Raw genomic sequence first — 21,861 nt, forward strand, 5'->3', positions numbered from 1 at the left:
AAAATTATTGTTGTTTCTAAATGAGATACTTTTTTGGGAGAAAAAAAGGCACAGCAAAGTCGTAAAGACTATGCGTAGCACATCTCAAGTTTGTTATTGCTAAGTTTTAAGTAAAAATGACTTAAAGCCTGAAAACCTTAGGGTGATTAAGCTGCTTTAATTTTTTAAGCTGTGTCGTTATAGCTTTTGGCATCGAGAGCCAAGAAATAATGGATGTGCAAAGCCAACTCCTTTTTATTGGGAGTTCTGCCAGACATTTAAATTATGGTGGCAGAACGAAAGAGGGTTGACGAACTGGTCACACGAGGCCAGCACACCCGAAGGTGTCCCCCTTCCGTCCTGAACTGCACCCCATAAGTTAGACTCTTTAAACTTATAAGGTGTGTCCTATGCCAGTTCCAAAGCATTCAAAAGAGTTAAAACTAAAAGTAATTCAGGCTTATTTAGATGGGAGTAAAGGCTATAAAATTCTTTCCAAAGAGTTTAATGTAGATCTCCAAACCATCCGGTTATGGATTGAAAACTATAAAGCACATGGTACTGATGGGCTTAATGTTAAAATTAAAAAGACTTATTATTCTCCAGAATTTAAAATCAATGCGATACAAATGCTTCTTGATAAGATACCCGTAAGAGAAGTAAGAAGACGATTAAATCTGAGCGGGACGTCAATTTTAAGAAGATGGTTAGCTCAGTATCATAAAGAAGGGATTGCTGGTTTTAATACTAAACGGACTTATACCAATATGACTAGGCAAGATAAAATCAAAGTAGTTAAGCCAATCAGAGATGATAAAGACAAGTCTCAACAAGAACTCATTGATGAGGTTACAGCTTTGCGCGCAGAGGTCGCTTTCTTAAAAAAGCTAAAAGCCTTAAAACTGAAGCAGCGTACTTAAGTTCAATTTCTACCGCAGACAGTGTTCAGGTTGTTTCAGAATTAAGGCATATCTATCCATTGAAACTATTACTCGGTATCGCGAAGATAGCCCGTAGTACTTATTTCTACCACATGAAAGCTCTACGCTCCAATGATAAATATACTGAGCTAAAACAAAATATTAAGTCGATATATCACAAGCACAAAGGATGTTACGGCTATCGTAGAATTACTCTTGCTTTGAAAAGTGCAGGAATAATGATTAACCATAAATGCGTATATCGCCTCATGAAAACTATGGGACTCAAATCAAGGATCAGAGCACTAAAATATCGCTCATATAAAAGTGGTTGTGTCGGGATGGTGGCTGATAACATTTTACAACGGCAATTTAAAGCAAATCGGCCAAATCAGAAATGGGCAACTGATGTAACGGAATTTAATGTGAATGGTGAAAAACTTTACCTATCCCCAATTATAGATTTATTTAATGGGGAAATTATTACGTTCCGAATCCAACGCAAACTCAATTATGAGTTAGTAAAAGAGATGCTCATTCATGCTTTGGCTAAACTTAAGCGACATGAAAAACCAATTCTCCATTCCGATCAAGGATGGCAATATCAAATGGCCCATTACCAGCAGCAATTAAAGCAACATGGTTTAATTCAGAGTATGTCTCGTAAGGGAAATTGTTTGGATAATGCTGTAATAGAAAGCTTCTTTGGAATATTAAAATCGGAATGCTTTCATGGTGAAAAATTTCAATCAATTGATGAATTAGAGAAAACTGTAAAAGAGTACATTCATTATTATAATCATGAGAGAATCAAGGTGAAGCTACAAGGTTTATCCCCTGTACAATATAGAAATCAGTTTTTAAAAACTGCTTAATTAACTGTCCAACTTTATGGGGTCAGATCATCCTACCGCTACGAGAGGGAGACGAAGAGCTGCACAAAACTATCCCTCAGAAGGAATAATTCTGATACTCGTGTGAAAACGGTTCGTCAAAACCGACTGGCAATGTGGCCAGCAGGCAAAGGATAGTGTTCAACCCTTTTGCAGTCAAGCACACAAAATGACATTTGTTTTAAAATAGATCATTAAAAAGTAAGGATAAATAATGAGTGGATTATTGTTAAATTGGGGTTTATAAAGCAGGCATAAATTAAGCAGCCAAGTGCAGATAAGTCTTGAGCTGAATATACACAGATGTTGTGTATAGTGCCGATTTGAACCAAGAAAATAATTTATTCTTAAATTTATTTTTTCATAGGTAGTAGTAAAACAGGGTCTTCAACATCATAACCAGTTTCTTCTGGAACCCCCAGATATTTAACGACAACTAACCTCTTATTTTGTTTAGGCACTCTATAATTTTGGGAAATTTTTATTGCTTTGGTGTAATGAACTGCAATATGGGTCTTACTTTGCAAAGACGGCGATTTTACAACATATTCAGTTTTATATTGTGTCATCTTTTCTGAAGGATCAAACCAAGCTGATATTTGATTTTGATGACTTTTTAATCTTTGAATTTTTATAGTCTTACTATTACTTACGATCAAAGGGGTTAAATTCTTTTTAATTTTTTTTATAGCCTTATTAAATCCACTACTATCTTGATCATAATCAATTTTATGGGTTTTTGGATTGATATATAGAGATCGAACTTCAATAAGTTTATCGGGTGATTTACTATTTAACAGATAATAATATAATTGTGGTAGACGTCCTCGACCATCTTCATAATGTCTTAATACATAAAGTTTCTTGTCTTTTTCCTGATAACCCAATACTTCAATTTTTTGTCCACCACCCACTGTCGCATAAGTATGTGCGGATAACGTAAAAATAGCACTAAAACTTAGAATTTTTAGAAACTTCATTAGCTGATATCCTTATGATTTTTTAGATGGAAAATTAATTAACGAACATAGAGTGGATCTTCTTCAACAAAAAACACTTCACCTGATGAAGGTAAAATCCATTGATAAGTTCCTTCTATTTTCTGCATTTTTTCTTTAAAAATATTATATATCGCTACAAGATCATGTTTTTCATCATACTCCCCCATATAGCCAAGCGCCTTTTCTTCATGAAAATCTCTAAACATTTTATGCATTTTTACTGCTCTTAGTTCCATATCTGTTCTCCTTTTTATTACCGCTACGATTAATTATGATCTTTTTTTATTTCCAATACTAAAAAATATGTACCAAAATATATCTTATAAAAATATCAACCCAATACTTATTGGAGTTTAATATTTATCAAACCTAAACTTTTCCATATCGTATGGTATGTCTAGCTTCACACTCCATTGACTTGATTCTTCACTCATTATAACTGCATCAACTTCAAAAGCATCTGTCTCACTAAAACCTTTTATTTTTAAAAAATTAACAAAACTAGAAGAGTTTATTTTATTGAGATACCCTACTCTTAAAGTATCTATATATACTGCGATTTTATTTGTTTCTTTTTCAAGGCATATTACAGCATTTTTAAAGACCTTTACTCTACCACCATTTTGGTTACCGACTAAAGTTATCAATTCTTCTTGGTATAAAGTTACAATTACTTCATGTTCAAAAAGATTTTTATTCTCTGTAAATATTTTTCCAGCTATTTTAAGAGTACTTTCGGGTAGCTCTAGATTAACTTTTGAAAAAAGTTTAAACAAAATATAAGCAAAAAGAAAAAGAATGAAAATTATTATAATAAAAGACATATTAAAAACATCCTTCTTAATTTTATAAATTGGCAAAAAGAATAGTTATTCTTTCCACCAACCAATATTTTAAGAAAAAACATAATTTACTATATTATTATTTTTTCTCATTTTTATCATTTTGATTTAATTTCTCTATATCATTTTGATCAGGAGTTTTAGGTTCAAACTCTTTACCATCTTGTTGTTGCTGTTGTTGCTCTTTTGATTTGTCTTGATCGCTTTTAACTTGGTCCTGAGACATTAGAGTCTCTCCTATTTAATAGTGTGTAGATGATTATCTAACACTTAGTTAACATAGTCCTTTTATCTTTATATAGATACAACACAAGTGTATCTGAATGTGATACCACTGTTTATTATCAATAATAATATTTATATTAATACCCCTACAGAATAAACATTTTAAATCTCCATTTTTATTTTAAATTTTATTAGCTTTGATTTTACACCTTAAATACAAATTTAACCTATAAAAAACAATACCAAAATCCCTTTATACTATTGAATATAGGTATGGGTATTACAGTTTCATTAACCACCATCTATAAAATAAATTTAAAATATCTATTGATTCTTGTCTCATATTTAAATTTTACTTTTTAAATCAACAAATAAGATATTTAAAAAAATTATTTCGATATTAAAATATATAAAGGAACATATCTCTACATACCACTCCTATAACTACCGCAATGTAACTCAGTTAAAGGTATACGATTAAGCCTCACTACTCTTATTAAGAAGTTTAAAATGTCTGACTTCAAAGACTTTTCAAAAAAAGCAACTCAGGATCAAAATGATTCCACGCCAAAACCAAATGAGGATAAAGTTGAAAAACCAACCCAGCCACCTGAATCAGGCAATTCTTTACCAAGTAAAAACAGTGAAGAACTAAATAAATAAAAATATAAAACTTAATTAATATAAAGAAGTCCAATATTTTTGGATTTCTTTTATATTAATTTTTCATAAACAATTTATTTTTTAAATTACTTTCCAATCAAGTCTTTTCCAAATTTACCATCCAATTAATTTTTATATTATATTTCTCAACCACTCACACTCTATTTCTTTATCGGCATTTTTTGGGCGAGATAATTTAAAATTATATCTTTTTCTATCGATTGATCTCCCATATAAATACCTACAATCTAAAACAAATGATTTTCTTTAGATTACAGGATAAAAGAATAGATTTATAAATAATTATGTATTGATAAATTTCAAAGATTAAATCTAAAAAAATATTTAAATTTCATTTTAATGAATAGGATACTTCAAATGATTTAATAAGAAAAAAGTCCACCCTATTTTAATAATAAAAACTTTCAAATCTGGAAATGCTGAGAAAAAAAAGAATAAATGAGTCACATAACCGCATATTACGGCGCGAGTCTGTAACACGTAGATGTAAATAAAGCGGTCTTATTATTCAAACCGTCTGTTATCACAACTTCATAATGCGCAAATTTTTTACTACTGCCGACCTTGGTTGCCGTTGCAAATAACACTTTATCTTTAGCACCGCTCATATAGCGAATATCAGCCTGTAGGCCAGTATATGGGGCATCGCCTGCATTACAAGCAACTGCAAAAGCGATATCGGCTAAAGAAAATATGACCCCGCCATGCACGCCACCCAATGCATTCATGTGTTCGTCTTTCACATTAAGCTGACAACGCGCTTCATCAAAACTGCGATGCAACACTTGAACACCCAATAATGCTGCGAATTGATCGACAGCAGTGATTTCCATTTTTTGCACAAACGTCTCCCTACTCATGCGAGTATTCCTTAAGTATTATGAACCTATGTATATTGAAATCGACTTATGAATAGCCGTTAAACACTATCTTGTTTAATCTGATAGTTTGAAGAACTAAAGTCCTTATAGGTCAGGCGGTCATCCAACTCTGAGCTTAAAGGCTGAACTTCTTGCATTGTATTTAAGCAGCGCTGGGCAAGCTCCATGTATTCTTGCGTACCGCGGGTTTTCCATTTTTTTTCTTGTTCTGATAAATCACGTGCAACCTTGGCAGGACTACCCATTGCCAATACATTTGCCGGAATAATATCTTTGGTTTTGACCAAGCTATTTGCGCCAATAATGGTATTTTCACCAATTTCGGCATAGTCCAAAACTACACTATTCATGCCGACCAAAACATTTTTACCAATGCGGCAGCCATGTAAAGTTGTGCCATGCCCAATGTGTCCCATTTCCTCAACTAAAGTCACGCTTTGCGGAAAACCATGTACGGTGCAGCTATCTTGTATATTGGCATTTTGCTTAATGTGAATACGACCAAAATCGGCACGCAATGAAGCAAATGGCCCTACATATACACCCGCTTCAATAATCACATCACCAATTAAAACAGCCGTTGGATGTACAAAAGCCTCTGGGCTGACCACCGGAATAACACCGTCAATACTATAACAAGGCATGATTTACCCTCTCATTTGTCGCAACCAAACCTCCGAAACGGCGCCAATAATGCGCTGAGGCATTTGGCATTGGTCCTTCTGCTGTTGCAGCAACAGACAAGAAGTATTCATCCGCAGGTTCAAATACTTTTTTATAAATATTCATTGATAAAGTTCGTGCACTAATCGCTGGCCAGTCAGTTGGCAACAATTCAAGCGGTAATGCAGGGTCTTTTAATAAAATCCGTCGATAATAATGAATCAGCAAAGTTCGAATTTGAAAGGCCTGAACTGGTTCTAGTTGTTCGTTTTCTTGCATCAACAACACCCCAATTTCTCTAAAAATATCGAGAAACTGTAAATATCTTTGACGTAATTCATCGATTGGCCAGTTGGTTCTGAGCATACGCCCAATAGTATCGACCGAATTATTAAAGAGCTGCAATGTTTCGGCTTTAAACACCACCACTTGCTCACTCATATTTAAGTCAACCAATAAGCGTTGCAGTTCAATACGGTTACAACCTGGATAAGCCATTAAGTTTGTCGAAATATTGGCAAATCCTAACCATTCGAGTTCTTTTTTTAACAACGCTTTATTTTCAGTGTCGAGGCTAGACATGAGAATAAGATCCCAATAATGATCCCACTCTTTCATCTGGTCGTTATAAATGCGTTGCTCGGCCTGCAAATAGGTCGAACGGCTTGAATCGGTAATTCGATAAAAACTGGTTCTGCCGATTTTGTCTGAACATAACCAATCATTTTTAACTAAACGAAAAACAGAAGTTCTTACAGCGCGGTCATTAAAACCAAACAGCTCTAATAACTGAATCAGGCTTGCAAGACTAATGTTCCCACCCCGATGAAGTACTGAATCTCCAAAAATTGTCGAAATAAGCGAAGTTCCACTTAAGGTCTCATTCTTTACAACAGAATCAATTATTTGCTGTATTTTTGCACTCATACTCATGTCTTGGCGGCTAGTTTCAGGGTATAGATTCTATACCCTGAATGATCTTGATGTTAAGCAATCTGACGCATATCGATTACCCGCTTTGCCTTACCTTCCGAACGAGGTAAGGTCGCTTCTGTAACAACCTCTACAGTAACGCTAATCCCAATCATGGTTTTAATACGTTTCATCAACTCCTGAGCAAGCTGATTGGCCTGTATAGTACAGTTATGACACATCTCTGTACGAATATGCAAAGTATCCATATGTCCTTTTTTAGTCACCAAAATTTCATAATTTGGAACTAAATTCGGAACTTGCAAAATTTGCTCTTCAATTTGGGTTGGAAAAACGTTCACGCCGCGAATAATCAGCATGTCGTCACTACGGCCCACAATTTTATCCATTTTACGCATTGCCAGATTTTCTCCCGCCAGTAAACGGGTCAAATCACGGGTACGGTAACGAATAATCGGCAGGCCTTCTTTGGTAATGGTCGTAAAGACTAATTCGCCAAGTTCACCATCTTTACAGACTTCACCCGTTTCAGGGTTAATAATTTCTGGGTAGAAATGATCTTCCCAAATGGTTAATCCCTCGCCCTCACCTAGACATTGCATGGCAACACCCGGACCCATTACCTCAGACAAACCATAAATATCGAGTGCTTTAATATTGAGGCGTTCTTCAATTTCACGGCGCAGTTCGTTGGTCCACGGCTCGGCACCAAAAATACCGACTTTTAAAGACGTATTACGTGCAGTACCAAATTGCTGTTCCAGCTTTTCGATAATACTCACGCAATACGATGGCGTAACCATAATTGCAGTAGGTTTAAAGTCTTGAATGAGCTGGACTTGCTTTTCAGTTTGTCCGCCAGACATTGGAATAACCGTCGCACCTAAGCGTTCAGCGCCATAATGTGCACCTAGACCACCAGTAAACAGTCCATAGCCATAAGCAACCTGAATCATATCTTTGGCAGTTAAACCTGCCATACGTAAGCAACGCGCAACAATGTCCGACCACGTATTAATATCTTTTTGGGTATAACCTACGACGGTCGGTTTACCCGTTGTCCCAGATGACGCATGTAAACGCACAATCTGTTCTTGCGGTACGGCAAACATCCCAAAAGGATAGTTGTCTCTTAAATCCTGTTTGGTTGTAAATGGAAACTTCGCCAGATCGTCTAAAGTCACGAAGTCATTAGGATGTACACCTGCTTCATCGAACTTTTTCTTATAGACCGGACTATTTTCATATACAAAAGTCAGGGTTTGTTTTAACCGTTTAGTTTGCAGTTCTCTAAGCTCTGCAAGTGTTAATTGTTCAACATTATCCGTTGTAAGGCTGTCCATCGCCTCTCTCCTCATTATGTAATTTTAAAAACCGTCTGAATTAATTTAAGTTTTCCAAAATCAGTGCGACACCTTGTCCAACACCCACACACATCGTGCAAAGTGCATAGCGTCCACCTCGTTTTTTTAGCTCACGTGTTGCGGTAATGACTAAGCGTGTACCACTCATACCGAGCGGATGTCCTAGCGCAATCGCACCACCATTTGGGTTCACGCGTTCATCGTCATCTTTTAGACCAAGTTCACGCATACAAGCTAAAGATTGGGCTGCGAATGCTTCATTTAGTTCAATCACATCCATCTGATCTAGTGTTAAACCTGTCTGCTTTAAAATTTTCTGCACAGCCGGAACAGGACCTATACCCATATATTTGGGTTCAACACCCGCACTTGCAATGCCAATCACACGTGCTAAAGGTTTTAAACCATGGGTATCTGCAAATTCACGGTTGGTAATGAGCACACACGCGGCACCGTCATTTACACCAGAAGCATTTCCGGCTGTCACTGACCCGCCTTCTTTTCTAAAAGGTGCTTTAAGCTTAGCGAGTGCTTCAAGTGTCGTTTCACGCGGATGTTCATCGCGATTAACAACGTTCACATTTTTCTTACGGTCTACAATCTCGACAGGCAAAATCTCGTCGGTAAAGAAACCATTTTGTTGTGCAGCAGCCGTCTTTTGTTGGCTACGCAATGCAAAAGCATCTTGGTCTTCACGACTAATCTGATATTTTTCAGCTACATTTTCGGCAGTTTCCGGCATGCTGTCGGTGCCGTATTGTGCTTTAAGTTGTTTATTTACAAAGCGCCAACCAATGGTTGTGTCATAAATTTCAGGGGTTCGGCTAAACGCTTCGGTCGGTTTAGCTTGTACAAATGGTGCACGGCTCATCGACTCAACACCACCAGCCAAAACGAACTGTGCTTCACCTGCTTTAATTGAGCGTGCAGCAAGCCCTACTGCATCTAAACCCGATGCACACAAGCGATTAACAGTCATGGCTGGTACCGCATCAGGTAAGCCTGCCAACAATGTCGCCATACGTGCAACATTACGGTTGTCTTCACCAGCCTGATTGGCACATCCTAAAAATACTTCATCTACAGTATTCCAAGGTAGGTTCGGGTGTTTATCTTTTAAATATTTGATGGGCAATGCAGCTAAATCATCTGCACGTACAGCACTTAGGGCACCTGCATATCGTCCAATTGGGGTACGAATAAAATCGCAAATTAAAACGTCTTCCATGTTGACTCCTGATTATGCAAATTCGGTCATATCACGTGAATATTGAGTAGCAATGTTTTGAGTTTTCGCTACATATTGCTTGAGGTAGATACTCGCGCGATATTTTTCCTCTCCATACAGTGCATATAAGTTATTTAAGGTTTGGAGCACATAAGCACCGCCCATTTGTGTCAACCACTGGTAAGGGCCTTTAGGATAGTTCACTCCATATTTCATGGCATTATCAATATCTTCCAGACTCGCAACACCATGTAAACTTACTTCACATGCTTCATTAATGAGTAAAGCGATGGTGCGTAAGGTTAACAGTGCCGGATGGTCTTTAATCCACATGACGCTCATGCCAAATTGCGCAAAGTAAGCTTCAACTTTAGCCAAATCACTTGCTTCACACAGTTCGTTATGACTGAGCACCACAGCCTGAGCTTTTTCAAAATCATGATGCCAATCCATCAAAACCACTTTACGGCTCAGATAATGAATATTAGCTGATTCACCTTGGCTTAAACGTAAGTCGATATCATCAATTTGAAGAATATTGTCATCGTTCACAGATCCGCTTTTTAAATCTAAACGCGTTAAAAAAGTAGGTAGCTGAGACCAAGCACCTTTTAGCTGAATACGTGCATCAACTGGCTTGGCAACTACTGCTTGAGGCTGAAATGTCTCGTACTGATTTTTTTCGTTATAGCGATAAAAGCCTTGTTTTGACTTACGGCCCCAAGCACCCGCATCGACTAATTCTTTTTGAATGAGGCTTGGACGGTAGCGTGGTTCGTAAAAAAACTCTTGATAAACGCTTTGTGTCACTGAAAAGTTAACATCTTGCCCAATGAGGTCTGTAAGTTCACACGGCCCCATCGCAAAACCGCCACATTGCTTTAACGCATAATCTAGTTGGTCGTAGCTGGTGACTTGTTCTTGCAGTGCTCTAAAACCTTCTGCATAAAACGGACGTGCAATTCGGTTGACAATAAAACCGGGAGTCGACTTGGTTAATACTGGAATTTTTTTCCAGCTCAACATCAAGTTTTTTAAAGCCAAACATAGGCTATTTGGTGTTTTTAAACCTTGTACAATTTCGACCAGTTTCATGACTGGCGCAGGGTTAAAAAAGTGTAAACCTACCACGCGCTCAGGGTGAGCAATGCCAGCCGAAATTGCAGTCACTGAGATTGAAGATGTGTTACTTGCAAAAATGGTTTGCGCACTACAAATTTCAGCAAGCTGCTTAAATAAAGACTGTTTAACTTCTTTTTTCTCAACGACTGCTTCAATGACTAAGTCGGCATCACGTAGCGCTTCAACTTGATTCACCACAGTTAAACGCGCTAAGGCTTCATCAGCTTGCTGTTGTGTGAGCTTGCTCTTTTCGACCAGCTTTTTAAAAGTCTGCCCCAAGCCCTCAACGGCTTGTTGCGCTTTTTGAGCATCCAGATCATATAAAACAGTCGAGTGCCCATTGACGATAGCTAACTGAGCAATTCCAATGCCCATAGTTCCAGAACCAATTACGGCAATTTGGGCACGAGATAAATCTAGATCTGTCATGCTTAGCGCCCTTTAAAATTTGGTTCACGTTTATTCATAAAGGCTTGCACACCTTCGCGATAATCTTCCGAGCGTCCAGCAATACGTTGTAAATCTCGCTCTAACAACACTTGCTCATCAAAGGTGTTATTACTTGATTGATGAATCGCTTTTTTAATAAGAGATAAACCAAATGTAGGCTGTTTCGCTAAACGTTCTGCGAGCTCAGTGACTTTTGTTTTAAGCTCAGCGTCTTCAACCACATCCCAAATCATGCCCCATTCTTTTGCGGTTTCTGCTGGCAACTTGTCGCCTAATAAGGTCAAACCCATAGCGCGAGCATGGCCTACAGCACGTGGTAAAAACCATGTACCAGCCGAGTCTGGAACCAAACCTAAGCGACAAAATGCTTGTACAAAGTTTGCCGATTTGGCTGCAATCACCAAATCACATGCCAGTGCAATATTTGCCCCTGCACCTGCTGCCACACCATTTACGGCACAAATGACAGGCTTTGGCATATTTACAATCGTTTTAATCAGCGGGTTATAGTAAGTTTCAATGGAATATCCTAAATCTGGAGCTTCAGCATTTGGGTCTACTACACGATCACCTAAATCTTGACCTGCACAAAAGCCACGGCCTTCGCCACTAATCACGACGCAGCGAACATCTGCATTTTTACTCCACAGGTTTAAGACCTCAGCCACTTCACGATGCATATCAACGTTAAAGCTATTCAGTGCTTTTGGGCGGTTAAATGTCAGGTAGCCAACACCATTTTTTTCTTTAGCAATAATATTTTGATAGTCCATCACTCACCTCTAAACACTGGCTTTCTTTTCTCAAAAAAAGCATTAATCCCTTCGTTTCGATCTTTTGTAGCCGCCAACCAGACAAAGTTTTGACGTTCAAACTTAAGTCCCTGACTTAAAGTCGTTTCATGAATATTTTTAATTGATTGTTTAATCACGCGAATCGCTAAAGGCGCTTGTTTCGCAATTTTGGCCGCAAGTTGAACCGCATATTCAACGGTTAACTCAGTCGGCACCACCTGACTGCAAATACCATGTTGCTCTGCCTGTTTTACCGAAATCATCTCACCTGTCATTGCCCAGCGCATTGTGAGTTGCTGACCCACCAAGCGTGCTAAACGCTGTGTTCCGCCTGCACCCGGCAACATACCAAGGCCAATTTCAGGTAAAGCAAAACGGGCATTTTCACCGCAAATCACCATATCCGAATGCAAAACCAACTCAAACCCAGCGCCTAAGGCATAACCATTTACTGCGGTAATGAGCGGCTTACTAAAAGCATCAATTTTTTGCCAAAGCTTCGGGCGAATATCGAGTTGCAAAGTGACAGAGTCCATAGCAGCCAACTCTGTAAGATCTGCCCCAGCTGCAAAACATTGAGCGTTACCCGTTAAAACCACCGCTTTAACTTGTGAATTATGTTCAGCTTCTTCGAGCAATTCGCATAAACACTGCAATGTTGCATTGTTTAAAGCATTTCTTTTCTCTGGACGGTTTAGTGTTAATAACAAAACACCTTCTGCCGCTGTGTTGGCTTTAATCAACTCTTGCATGAGAAGCCTCTATTCATCAAAACTCAAACGAACATTTGGGCCTTTTGGCAAGGTCTGGCAGCTAAGTACATAGCCCTTTTCGACTTCATCTTTTTCAAGACTATAGTTAAGGAACATATCCACTTCACCAGAAACAACCTTACAACGGCATGTTGCACACACCCCACCTTTACAGGCATACGGTAAGTCAGCACCTGCACGTAAAGCAGCATCAAGAATACTTTCATCATCCTGAGCCACAGAAACAATCAGCTCACGACCATCTAAAATGATGTTTACTTTTTCCTCTTTACGGTTTGCATCAGCTTCAGCACTACGTTTACGGGCTTGTCCTGTATGGAAACGTTCAGTGTGAATTTTCTCTGCTGCAATCCCATAATTTGGTAGCGTGCTTTCTACAGCATTCATCATTTCGTCTGGACCACAGGCAAAAACATGGTCAAAACTTGTTTCAAGTACATCAAAGTCAAAAAGCTGTTTTAGCTTTTCTGCATCAATACGACCATTCATCAATTCACTGTCGTTGAACTCACGAGAAAAAATATTGATGAGTTGAAAGCGTTCTTTAAACTGATCTTTCAAATCCATAATTTGCTCGGCAAACATGGTTTGTTTCCATGAACGATTGCCATAAAGCAAAGTAAAGTTGGCTTCAGGCTGTTCAAATAAAACCTGCTTAACAATCGATAAAATTGGGGTAATGCCACTGCCCGCGGCAACGCCTAAAAAGTTTTGTCCGCCCAACTTGGCTGCTTTTTGGAAAAACACGCCTTGTGGTGGCATCACTTCAAGCACATCACCTACTTTTAAATGGTCATTTGCCCAATGTGAAAATTGACCCTGATCAATTTTTTTAACCGCAATACTGATGTCTTCTTTTGCAGCATAGCTACAAATTGAATAACAACGGCGGATTTCACCAGCTTCGGTTAAATGGCGAATTGTTAAATGTTGACCCGGTTGAAATTGAAATTGTTCTTGTTGTTCAGGTACAACGTCAAATGCAATACAAATTGCCTGATCGGTTTGAGGCGTAATACTTTTTACTTTTAATGGTACAAATTGGCTCATGGCTGATTTCCTTATCTAAAGACTTAAATACATTTGAAGTAATCAAAAGGCTCAAGACAGTCCTGACATTTATAAAGTGCTTTACAGGCGGTAGAACTAAACTCTGTTAACAGTCGGGTATGTCGGCTTTTACAACGTGGGCACTCTACGCCATCAATCAAATGAACATGCGTACCACATTGATGTGCCAACCCTTCAGGTGGCGCAATGCCATAAACTTGCAATTTCTTTTTACCCGCCTCAGACATCCAGTCCGTGGTCCATGCTTCTGATAAATCGACCATGACTTTGACTGGGGTCAACGCTTCTGCGGTAAATGCCTCAACAATTTGTGCTTTCAACATATCTGTTGCTGGGCAACCGCTATATGTTGGCGTTAGACGAACCACAATTTCTTGTTGATCGTTAATGTCTACACCCCGAATCATGCCTAAATCCACAACAGATAAAACCGGAATTTCAGGATCACTTACCGTTTGTAAAACATCCCAACATTGGTCGATACAATGACGAATCATGTGCATGGCTCACCTCCTTGTCTTACCAGGTCATTCCCGGATAAGTTCTTTGAATACTTTGCATTTCAGCCAACAAAAATCCTAAATGCTCGGTATGCAATCCTTGTTTCGCACCACGGCGATAAGCGCCATTAACAGCAACATTTAATTCAAAGCGCTTAAGCTCATCTGCAATGGTTTTATCCCATTGTTCTTTTTCATTTGAAAAATCTGGAATCACGCCTTGAGCGACTAATGCTTGTTCGTCTGCATTAAGTTCAAATAACTCAGCGGTAAAGCGCCATAAATTATTTAATCCGTCTTGTACACGTTGATGCGCTTCATCTGTGCTTAAACTTAAACGCTCCATCCAGCTTGTCGAAAAACGGATGTGATACTTCACTTCTTTTAAAGATTTGACGGCAAGCGCACTTAATTCAGGAAGTGAACTCTGGGTTAACGCAGTAAATAAATGAAGATGGTAATGATCCATTAGCCATTGGCGTACAATCGTTTGCGCAAAATCACCGTTCGGTTGTTCGCATAACAATAAGTTTAGAAACTCACGCTCTGTACGAAAATAAGCGAGCTGATCTTCATCACGTTGGTTTTCATCATATTGACCTGCCAAAGTCAGAAAGTTTCTCGCCTGACCTAACAAGTCCAAACCGATATTTGCTAAAGCAATATCAACTTCAAGCTCAGGTGCATGTCCACACCACTCAGCTAAACGCTGTGATAAGACCAGTTGGCTATCGCCAATATGTAATAAGAATTTAGATAAAACTGAATGATTCATTTTCCCACCCCCTTACATATGCTCAATGCCGTCTGGAATATGGTAAAAAGTCGGATGACGATAAACCTTATCTAGAGCAGGTTCGAAAAATTCAGCTTTTTCATCTGGCTGCGAAGACTTAATAAGTTCAGAACGAACCACCCAAATGCTAATTCCTTCATTACGGCGAGTGTAAACATCGCGCGCATGTTGAAGTGCGATTTCGTCATCTGGTGCTCTTAAGCTGCCTACATGACGGTGGCTTAAGCCTTGTTTGCTACGGACAAATACCTCGTAGAGTGACCAGTTTTTTTTATCTTCCATTTTGATTTCCTCAAATTTTTCCATAAATCTCGTTAAGCCACTTTGTTCGCTTCAAGCTGCTGTTTTCTCGCATAGACCACTGCTGCATCACGAACCCATTTGCCGTTTTCCCATGCTTTACGGCGTGCTTCTATACGCTCGTGATTACATGGTCCACGTCCGGCAATCACTTCATTAAATTCGTGCCAGTCGATCTCGCCAAACTCATAGTGGCCTGTTTCTTCATTGAACTTTAAATCTGGGTCCGGTACTTCTAGACCAAGCTGCAAAATTTGCGGAACCGTGTTATCGACAAACTTTTGACGTAATTCATCGTTACTGAAACGTTTGATTTTCCACGCCATGCTTTGTGCGCTATTTGGAGAATGCTCATCACTTGGGCCAAACATCATCAGTGCAGGCCACCAATAACGATTTACCGCATCTTGTGCCATTTGTTTTTGTTCTGGTGCACCGTTTGCCAAAGCCATCATGGCTTCAAAGCCTTGGCGTTGGTGGAAACTTTCTTCTTTACAAATGCGCACCATTGCACGTGCATATGGCCCATAAGAGGTACGGCAAAGCGCAACCTGATTTACAATCGCTGCCCCATCTACAAGCCAGCCAATTGCAGCTACATCTGCCCATGTCAAAGTTGGGTAGTTAAAGATTGATGAGTATTTCATTTTCCCATCAATCAACTTTTCCATCATGTCATCACGGTCAGCACCTAAGGTTTCTGCCGAACTGTACAGATACAAACCATGACCAGCTTCATCTTGTACTTTCGCCAACAAAACAGCTTTACGTTTTAAAGTTGGCGCACGAGTAATCCAATTGCCCTCAGGCAACATACCTACAATTTCAGAATGGCCATGTTGCCCGATTTGACGAATCAATGTTTTACGATAGGCATCGGGCATTTCATCCTTAGCTTCGATCGTAATGTCATTGGCAATATTTTGTTCAAATTTTTGGTAGTTGTTTTCCATTCTTTCATTCCCTGTAGGCATCACCCTTAAATCTATTTTTCGATACACCAAAAACAAAGTCAACCTATTTTTTAGTATCAAATTAAATTCACCCAACAAAAACAAAACAACTTATTGAAAATAATAAAAATTAAGCAATTTTAAAAAACTTTCTTACTTTTAAAAATCAAAATAAAGTTGACTTTTAGATAAATTAATCTGAAATTATGAATCATATTTTTGCAATTTTTATAATTGATGTATCACATAAAAAGGAGTTTGGTCATGCTTGAACAAGCACACCTAGAAGGAACCTCAACTGACACAGATTTTCAGCAGCCTGAGCATCAACTGCCTCATCTCGCTTCTTATGTCTATGGAACATGGCATTCGACCAGTGAAGAACTACGTCCTGTTTTGCATGCCATTACAGGTGAATCGATTTATGCCGTAAGTAGTCATGGCATTGATATGAAACGTGCTGTTCAATATGCCAAGCAAAATGGTTCAGAACTGGCAAACTGGACGTTTCACCAACGTGCCCATGCTTTAAAACAAATTGCTCAGCATTTACTTGAGCACAAAGAAGAGTTCTACAAACTTGCCTATGCAACAGGGGCAACGCGTAAAGATGCATGGATTGATATTGAAGGTGGCATCCAGACATTATTTGCGTATTCGAGTCTGGTTCGTCGTGAACTCAATGACGAAAAAATTATTACCGAAGACAGTTGGATTCAATTATCTAAAAATGGCACTTTCGGCGCTAAACACATTTTAAGTCCTAAAGCGGGTGTTGCCGTTCACATTAACGCTTTTAACTTCCCAATCTGGGGAATGCTTGAAAAGATTGCACCAACTTTACTTGCGGGTGTGCCATGTATTGTTAAACCTGCAACCGATGGCTCTCAATTAACTCAAGCTGTCGTAAAAGCTATTGAAGAAGCACATGTGTTACCAAAAGGCTCACTACAACTAATTTGCGGTCAAACATATGACCTGTTAGAGCATCTAGGCCCACAAGATTGCGTCACGTTTACGGGTTCTGCCTACACAGGCCAAAAATTACGTAACCATCCTCACCTCAATAAATATTCAATTCCATTTAGCATGGAAGCTGACTCGGTAAACAGCGCAATTTTAAGTCCTGAAGCAAATGAAGAAACGATTGATTTATTTGTACGTGAAGTCTTCCGTGAAATGACCACAAAAGCAGGTCAAAAATGTACCGCAATTCGTCGTGCTTTCGTTCCTGAAAAATTATTAACGACTGTACAAGAAAAGCTGACTGCCAAACTTGCGAAAGTTGTGATGGGTGATCCTCAAAAAGAAGAAACCACAATGGGGGCATTGGCGAGCATTAAACAAAAACATGACGTTGCAGAAAAAGTTGCTGAACTCAGCAAAGATGCAAAAATTGTTTTTGGTGACAATGATTCCTTTACATTTAACGCAGATCATCCTGAAAAAGGTGCTTTTTTCGCTCCAACTTTATTGTTATGCGAACAACCTTTGCAAGCGACACATGTTCATACCACAGAAGCTTTCGGTCCAGTATGTACACTCATGCCATATCAAAACATTGAAGAATTGGCCGACCTCGTTTCACGTGGTGAAGGTAGCTTAGTGGCTTCAGTCGTTAAAAATAATGATGAGAATATCGAACAGATTATTCAAAAAATTGCGCCTTGGCATGGACGTGTGCATGTATTAGATGCAGAGTCAGCAAAAGAAAGTACAGGACATGGTTCTCCACTGCCTCATCTTGTACACGGCGGGCCTGGTCGTGCAGGTGGCGGTGAAGAGTTAGGTGGTATTCGTGCGGTTAAACACTATATGCAACGCACCGCAATTCAAGGTTCTCCAAATAGCCTGACGCAGATTACCCACTCGTGGACTGCTGGCTCTAAAGTCAACGAAGACCGTGTACATCCATTTAAAAAGTCTTTTGATGAGTTGGTCATTGGCGAACGTTTATTAACGGCGCGTCGCACCGTAAGCGAAGCAGATATTGTCAATTTTGCTGGTTTAAGTGGCGACTACTTCTACGCGCATACCGACAAAATTGCAGCTGCCGAGTCTTTCTTTGGTGAACGCGTTGCGCATGGCTACTTCATTGTGTCTGCCGCGGCAGGTCTATTTGTAGATGCAGCGCAAGGTCCTGTTATTGCCAATTACGGTATGGACAACTTACGTTTTGTTGAACCAGTTAAAATTGGTGACTCGATTCAGGTTGAATTGACCTGTAAACAGAAAACACCTAAACCACAAAAAGACCCATCTCAACCTGCCCATGGGGTGGTGGTATGGGATATTAAAGTCAAAAACCAGCGCGGTGAACTTGTCGCAACCTACGACATTTTAACTTTAGTAGCACGTGATTTATAAATAGAGTTCAAACTGATGGATAGCTAATTTATCCATCAGTTTTTTATCTCACATAGGAGTTAAACTTATACTCCAAGGAACAATGTTCGAAAAACTACACACGGCTGGCACTGCTATTCCTGCATAATTAGCCACAATCTGAAATATCTAGATATAAAAAACATCCCAAATAAAAAGATAATCAAAATTAATAAATATTTATATTTAATAATCTTAACTACCTATTTATTTCTTTAATCATTTGAGGAATCTTTTTTGTCAATCAGCCTCAATTTGTTAAGATAGCAACCGTGAAAAATTAAGTTAAGTTCTTACACTCTGTTAACTCAACATTGACACTAAAAAAGGTACACTAAAAGGTATACTTTTTTCTTAGATTAAACCAGATTTACACAGAAGTTGTTAGAATTGGTTAGACAACCAAACTTTCGAAGTTAACTTATTTATTATTGATTTTTTAAGGGTTTAATACGCATGAATAGCGCTGAAATCATGGCTGACTTATCTTCTCATACACCTATGATGCAGCAATATCTCAAAGTCAAAACGGACTATCAACATGCGTTGCTGTTTTACCGTATGGGTGACTTTTATGAACTCTTCTTTGAAGATGCTGATTTAGCAGCCAAACTTTTAGGTATCACCTTAACCCATCGTGGTAAAGCTAGTGGGCGACCGATTCCAATGGCAGGCGTTCCCTATCACGCGGCAGAAGGTTATCTTGCACGTCTTGTCAAAGCTGGGCGAACTGTAGCCATTTGCGAACAAGTTGGAGAAGTGACAGGTAAAGGTCCGGTTGATCGTCAAGTTGTTCGTATTCTTACTCCGGGTACGTTAACTGATGATGCATTGCTCAGCAGTTATCAATCATCTAATCTCGTTTCTTTATGCATTCACCAAAATCAGATTGGTTTTGCATTACTTGACTTAAGTGCAGGCATTTTTAAAGTCCAACAACAAGATTACAAGCCAGAACAATTGCCTATTGAACTTGCACGTTTAATGCCAAGTGAAATTTTGATTGATGAAGACTTGGTCGACACGAATATTATTGAGCAAATAAAAAAACACTTAGAGTGCCCCGTTACCAAACGCCCAAATGTTGACTTCAATCAAAATAATGCACAAAAAACCTTATGTGATCAGTTTACGGTATCAACACTTTCAGGTTTCGGTTTAGACCCATTGCCTCTAGCTAAAGCTGCTGCTGCTGCACTTATTCATTATGCAAAAGAAACTCAAAAAACTGCATTACCACATATTCGCTCAATTCAGCTTGAACAAAGCACAGACTTTATTGCGCTCGACCCAATCACACGTCGAAACTTAGAAATTATTGAACCATTATTTGAACATGGAACATCATTATTCCAACTGGTGAATGATTGCCAAACTGCAATGGGTGGACGTTTACTCAGCCGTACACTGATGCAACCTGTTCGTGATACCGCATTACTCGATGGCCGTTTAGATGCCATTGAGCAATTAATTCAGGGATATCATGAAAGCCCAGTTCGTTTAGTTCTTAAAGAAATTGGTGACATTGAGCGTGTGCTTAGCCGCGTTGCACTAGGCAGTGCGCGACCACGTGATTTAGTACAGCTTCGTCATGCATGTGCACAAATTCCAGCTTTAAGAACGGCATTAACCCCAGTCATTCAAGCGAAAAAATCCAAACTATTAGTTCAACTTGATCAAGAACTTGGTGATTTTAAAGCGCTTCATCAACATTTGATGGCTGCCATTGTTGAAAACCCACCTGTATTACTTCGTGATGGCAATGTAATTGCAGAAGGATATGATGCTGATCTTGATGAATTACGCCAAATTCGCGATCACGCAGGTCAATTCCTCATTGATTTAGAAATTAAAGAGCGTGAACGTACCGGCATTAATACCCTTAAAATCGGTTATAACCGTGTAAGTGGTTACTACATCGAACTCACTCGTGCTCAAGCAGAGCAAGCTCCAGCTGACTATATTCGTCGCCAGACTTTAAAAAATGCTGAACGCTACATTACCCCTGAACTAAAAAGTTTTGAAGATAAAGTTTTGTCGAGTGAGTCGCGCGCATTAGCACGTGAAAAAGCATTATTCGAAGCTTTACTTGAAAACCTTCGCGAAAATATTGCTCATCTCCAAATGATGAGTTCAGCAATTGCTCAAATTGATGTGGTTGCTAACTTTGCTCATCAAGCACGCTTAAACAATTGGGCTCGTCCTGAATTTACCCCAGAAACTGGCATTAAAATTCAGGCAGGCCGTCACCCTGTAGTTGAAGCATTAAATAAAGCACCATTTACACCAAATGATACTTTTCTTGATGCCCAACACCGCATGGCAATCATTACCGGACCAAACATGGGCGGTAAATCAACATTCATGCGTCAAACAGCATTAATTAGTTTGCTTGCTTACTGTGGCAGTTATGTGCCGGCCAAAGCAGCTAAGCTTGGCCCAATTGATCGAATTTTTACCCGTATTGGCTCAGCCGACGATTTATCTACAGGCAAATCGACCTTTATGGTTGAGATGACAGAAACTTCACAAATTTTGCACCATGCGACCAATCAATCACTTGTATTAATGGATGAAGTTGGCCGTGGAACCAGTACCTATGATGGTTTGTCTTTAGCATGGGCATGCGTGGTTGATTTAACCAAACGCGTAAAATGTTTGTGTCTTTTTGCCACGCATTATTTCGAGTTGACTGAACTTGGTGGTGAAGCAGGAATTGATAACTATCATGTCACGGCACAAGAGCTTAATGGCAATCTGATTTTATTACATAAGGTTCAGCAAGGCCCTGCAAGCCAAAGCCATGGTTTACAAGTCGCAAAATTAGCCGGTATTCCTGCTAATGTAATTAAAGAAGCGCAGAAGCGTTTACGTATTTTGGAAAAACAGCAGCAGCAACATCTACAAACCAGCTTTCAAAATGACTTATTTGCTCCACCAGATGCGAACGCTGGTTCACCAATCATAGAGAAAGTTGTCGAAATAGAAGTTTCATCTCCTGCTCTAGATTTACTTAAGCAAATTGAAGTCGATAACTTATCGCCTCGCCAGGCGCTTGAGCAACTCTATGAACTGAAAGCTGCGCTAAAATCATAATAGACATA

Annotated in this window: 22 protein-coding genes; 5 read left to right on the forward strand and 17 right to left on the reverse strand. The window is 39.0% G+C overall.

Features of this window, described 5'->3' with window-relative positions; translation table 11 throughout:
* Window positions 1-389 precede the first annotated feature (389 nt).
* Together AC2117_RS12095 and AC2117_RS12100 are read left to right on the forward strand one after the other, a co-directional pair.
* The gene (locus AC2117_RS12095; RefSeq protein ID WP_133972402.1) at window positions 390-899 is read left to right on the forward strand and encodes a helix-turn-helix domain-containing protein; all 510 of its coding nucleotides are present in this window, start codon (window positions 390-392) and stop codon (window positions 897-899) included.
* Window positions 900-904: 5 nt separating this feature from the next.
* Window positions 905-1,774, forward strand: a complete 870-nt coding sequence (locus tag AC2117_RS12100; protein ID WP_227549250.1) for an IS3 family transposase — start codon at window positions 905-907, stop codon at window positions 1,772-1,774.
* 371 nt (window positions 1,775-2,145) lie between these two features.
* Here AC2117_RS12100 and AC2117_RS12105 read toward each other — a convergent pair whose 3' ends face one another.
* The 4 genes from AC2117_RS12105 to AC2117_RS12120 form a co-directional block, all read right to left on the reverse strand.
* Window positions 2,146-2,772, reverse strand: a complete 627-nt coding sequence (locus tag AC2117_RS12105; RefSeq protein ID WP_197730914.1) for a hypothetical protein — start codon at window positions 2,770-2,772, stop codon at window positions 2,146-2,148.
* Window positions 2,773-2,810: 38 nt separating this feature from the next.
* Window positions 2,811-2,999: a hypothetical protein gene (locus tag AC2117_RS12110; protein ID WP_133976348.1), complete on the reverse strand. Its 189-nt coding sequence runs from the start codon at window positions 2,997-2,999 to the stop codon at window positions 2,811-2,813.
* Window positions 3,000-3,146: 147 nt separating this feature from the next.
* Window positions 3,147-3,617, reverse strand: a complete 471-nt coding sequence (locus tag AC2117_RS12115) for a hypothetical protein (RefSeq protein WP_133974382.1) — start codon at window positions 3,615-3,617, stop codon at window positions 3,147-3,149.
* 97 nt (window positions 3,618-3,714) lie between these two features.
* On the reverse strand, window positions 3,715-3,861 hold the full coding sequence (locus AC2117_RS12120; RefSeq protein WP_133974384.1) for a hypothetical protein: 147 nt from the start codon (window positions 3,859-3,861) through the stop codon (window positions 3,715-3,717).
* A gap of 509 nt (window positions 3,862-4,370) precedes the next feature.
* Here AC2117_RS12120 and AC2117_RS18875 point away from each other — a divergent pair.
* Window positions 4,371-4,523, forward strand: a complete 153-nt coding sequence (locus tag AC2117_RS18875; RefSeq protein ID WP_171459067.1) for a hypothetical protein — start codon at window positions 4,371-4,373, stop codon at window positions 4,521-4,523.
* A 479-nt stretch (window positions 4,524-5,002) separates the two neighbouring features.
* Here AC2117_RS18875 and AC2117_RS12125 read toward each other — a convergent pair whose 3' ends face one another.
* From AC2117_RS12125 to paaA, 13 genes are all read right to left on the reverse strand, one after another.
* Window positions 5,003-5,386, reverse strand: a complete 384-nt coding sequence (locus AC2117_RS12125; protein ID WP_133976349.1) for a PaaI family thioesterase — start codon at window positions 5,384-5,386, stop codon at window positions 5,003-5,005.
* A 77-nt stretch (window positions 5,387-5,463) separates the two neighbouring features.
* Window positions 5,464-6,069, reverse strand: a complete 606-nt coding sequence (locus AC2117_RS12130; RefSeq protein ID WP_133974386.1) for a DapH/DapD/GlmU-related protein — start codon at window positions 6,067-6,069, stop codon at window positions 5,464-5,466.
* Entirely contained in the window at window positions 6,056-7,021 is a 966-nt protein-coding gene (locus AC2117_RS12135; protein WP_133974388.1) for a PaaX family transcriptional regulator C-terminal domain-containing protein, read from the reverse strand. The genes AC2117_RS12130 and AC2117_RS12135 overlap by 14 nt, the downstream gene beginning before the upstream one ends.
* Window positions 7,022-7,074: 53 nt before the next feature.
* The gene (paaK, locus tag AC2117_RS12140; RefSeq protein WP_133974390.1) at window positions 7,075-8,364 is read right to left on the reverse strand and encodes a phenylacetate--CoA ligase PaaK; all 1,290 of its coding nucleotides are present in this window, start codon (window positions 8,362-8,364) and stop codon (window positions 7,075-7,077) included.
* 40 nt (window positions 8,365-8,404) lie between these two features.
* Window positions 8,405-9,613, reverse strand: a complete 1,209-nt coding sequence (pcaF, locus tag AC2117_RS12145; protein ID WP_133974392.1) for a 3-oxoadipyl-CoA thiolase — start codon at window positions 9,611-9,613, stop codon at window positions 8,405-8,407.
* Window positions 9,614-9,625: 12 nt separating this feature from the next.
* Window positions 9,626-11,164, reverse strand: coding sequence for a 3-hydroxyacyl-CoA dehydrogenase (locus AC2117_RS12150; RefSeq protein WP_133974394.1), 1,539 nt, complete (start codon window positions 11,162-11,164; stop codon window positions 9,626-9,628).
* Between the two features lie 2 nt (window positions 11,165-11,166).
* Window positions 11,167-11,958, reverse strand: coding sequence for a 2-(1,2-epoxy-1,2-dihydrophenyl)acetyl-CoA isomerase PaaG (gene paaG, locus AC2117_RS12155; protein ID WP_133974396.1), 792 nt, complete (start codon window positions 11,956-11,958; stop codon window positions 11,167-11,169).
* Window positions 11,958-12,731 carry an enoyl-CoA hydratase-related protein gene (locus tag AC2117_RS12160; protein ID WP_042897309.1) on the reverse strand — a complete coding sequence of 258 codons (774 nt, stop codon included), beginning with the start codon at window positions 12,729-12,731 and terminating at the stop codon, window positions 11,958-11,960. The genes paaG and AC2117_RS12160 overlap by 1 nt, the downstream gene beginning before the upstream one ends.
* 9 nt (window positions 12,732-12,740) lie before the next feature.
* Window positions 12,741-13,802, reverse strand: coding sequence for a 1,2-phenylacetyl-CoA epoxidase subunit PaaE (gene paaE / locus AC2117_RS12165; protein WP_133974398.1), 1,062 nt, complete (start codon window positions 13,800-13,802; stop codon window positions 12,741-12,743).
* A 23-nt stretch (window positions 13,803-13,825) separates the two neighbouring features.
* Complete coding sequence (gene paaD, locus AC2117_RS12170) at window positions 13,826-14,326, reverse strand: 1,2-phenylacetyl-CoA epoxidase subunit PaaD (protein WP_005041603.1); 501 nt, start codon at window positions 14,324-14,326, stop codon at window positions 13,826-13,828.
* 16 nt (window positions 14,327-14,342) lie between these two features.
* A complete protein-coding gene (gene paaC, locus AC2117_RS12175) occupies window positions 14,343-15,098 on the reverse strand; it encodes a 1,2-phenylacetyl-CoA epoxidase subunit PaaC (protein ID WP_133974400.1) in 756 nt (251 codons plus the stop codon).
* 12 nt (window positions 15,099-15,110) lie between these two features.
* A complete protein-coding gene (gene paaB / locus AC2117_RS12180) occupies window positions 15,111-15,401 on the reverse strand; it encodes a 1,2-phenylacetyl-CoA epoxidase subunit PaaB (RefSeq protein ID WP_075431337.1) in 291 nt (96 codons plus the stop codon).
* Window positions 15,402-15,433: 32 nt separating this feature from the next.
* The gene (gene paaA / locus AC2117_RS12185) at window positions 15,434-16,372 is read right to left on the reverse strand and encodes a 1,2-phenylacetyl-CoA epoxidase subunit PaaA (protein ID WP_133974404.1); all 939 of its coding nucleotides are present in this window, start codon (window positions 16,370-16,372) and stop codon (window positions 15,434-15,436) included.
* A 264-nt stretch (window positions 16,373-16,636) separates the two neighbouring features.
* Between paaA and paaZ the strand changes: the two genes are divergently transcribed.
* Complete coding sequence (gene paaZ, locus AC2117_RS12190) at window positions 16,637-18,739, forward strand: phenylacetic acid degradation bifunctional protein PaaZ (protein WP_133974405.1); 2,103 nt, start codon at window positions 16,637-16,639, stop codon at window positions 18,737-18,739.
* A 474-nt stretch (window positions 18,740-19,213) separates the two neighbouring features.
* Complete coding sequence (gene mutS, locus AC2117_RS12195; RefSeq protein ID WP_133974407.1) at window positions 19,214-21,853, forward strand: DNA mismatch repair protein MutS; 2,640 nt, start codon at window positions 19,214-19,216, stop codon at window positions 21,851-21,853.
* Window positions 21,854-21,861: the final 8 nt, after the last annotated feature.

This window comes from Acinetobacter calcoaceticus (genome assembly GCF_900520355.1).
Classification (GTDB): domain Bacteria; phylum Pseudomonadota; class Gammaproteobacteria; order Pseudomonadales; family Moraxellaceae; genus Acinetobacter; species Acinetobacter calcoaceticus_C.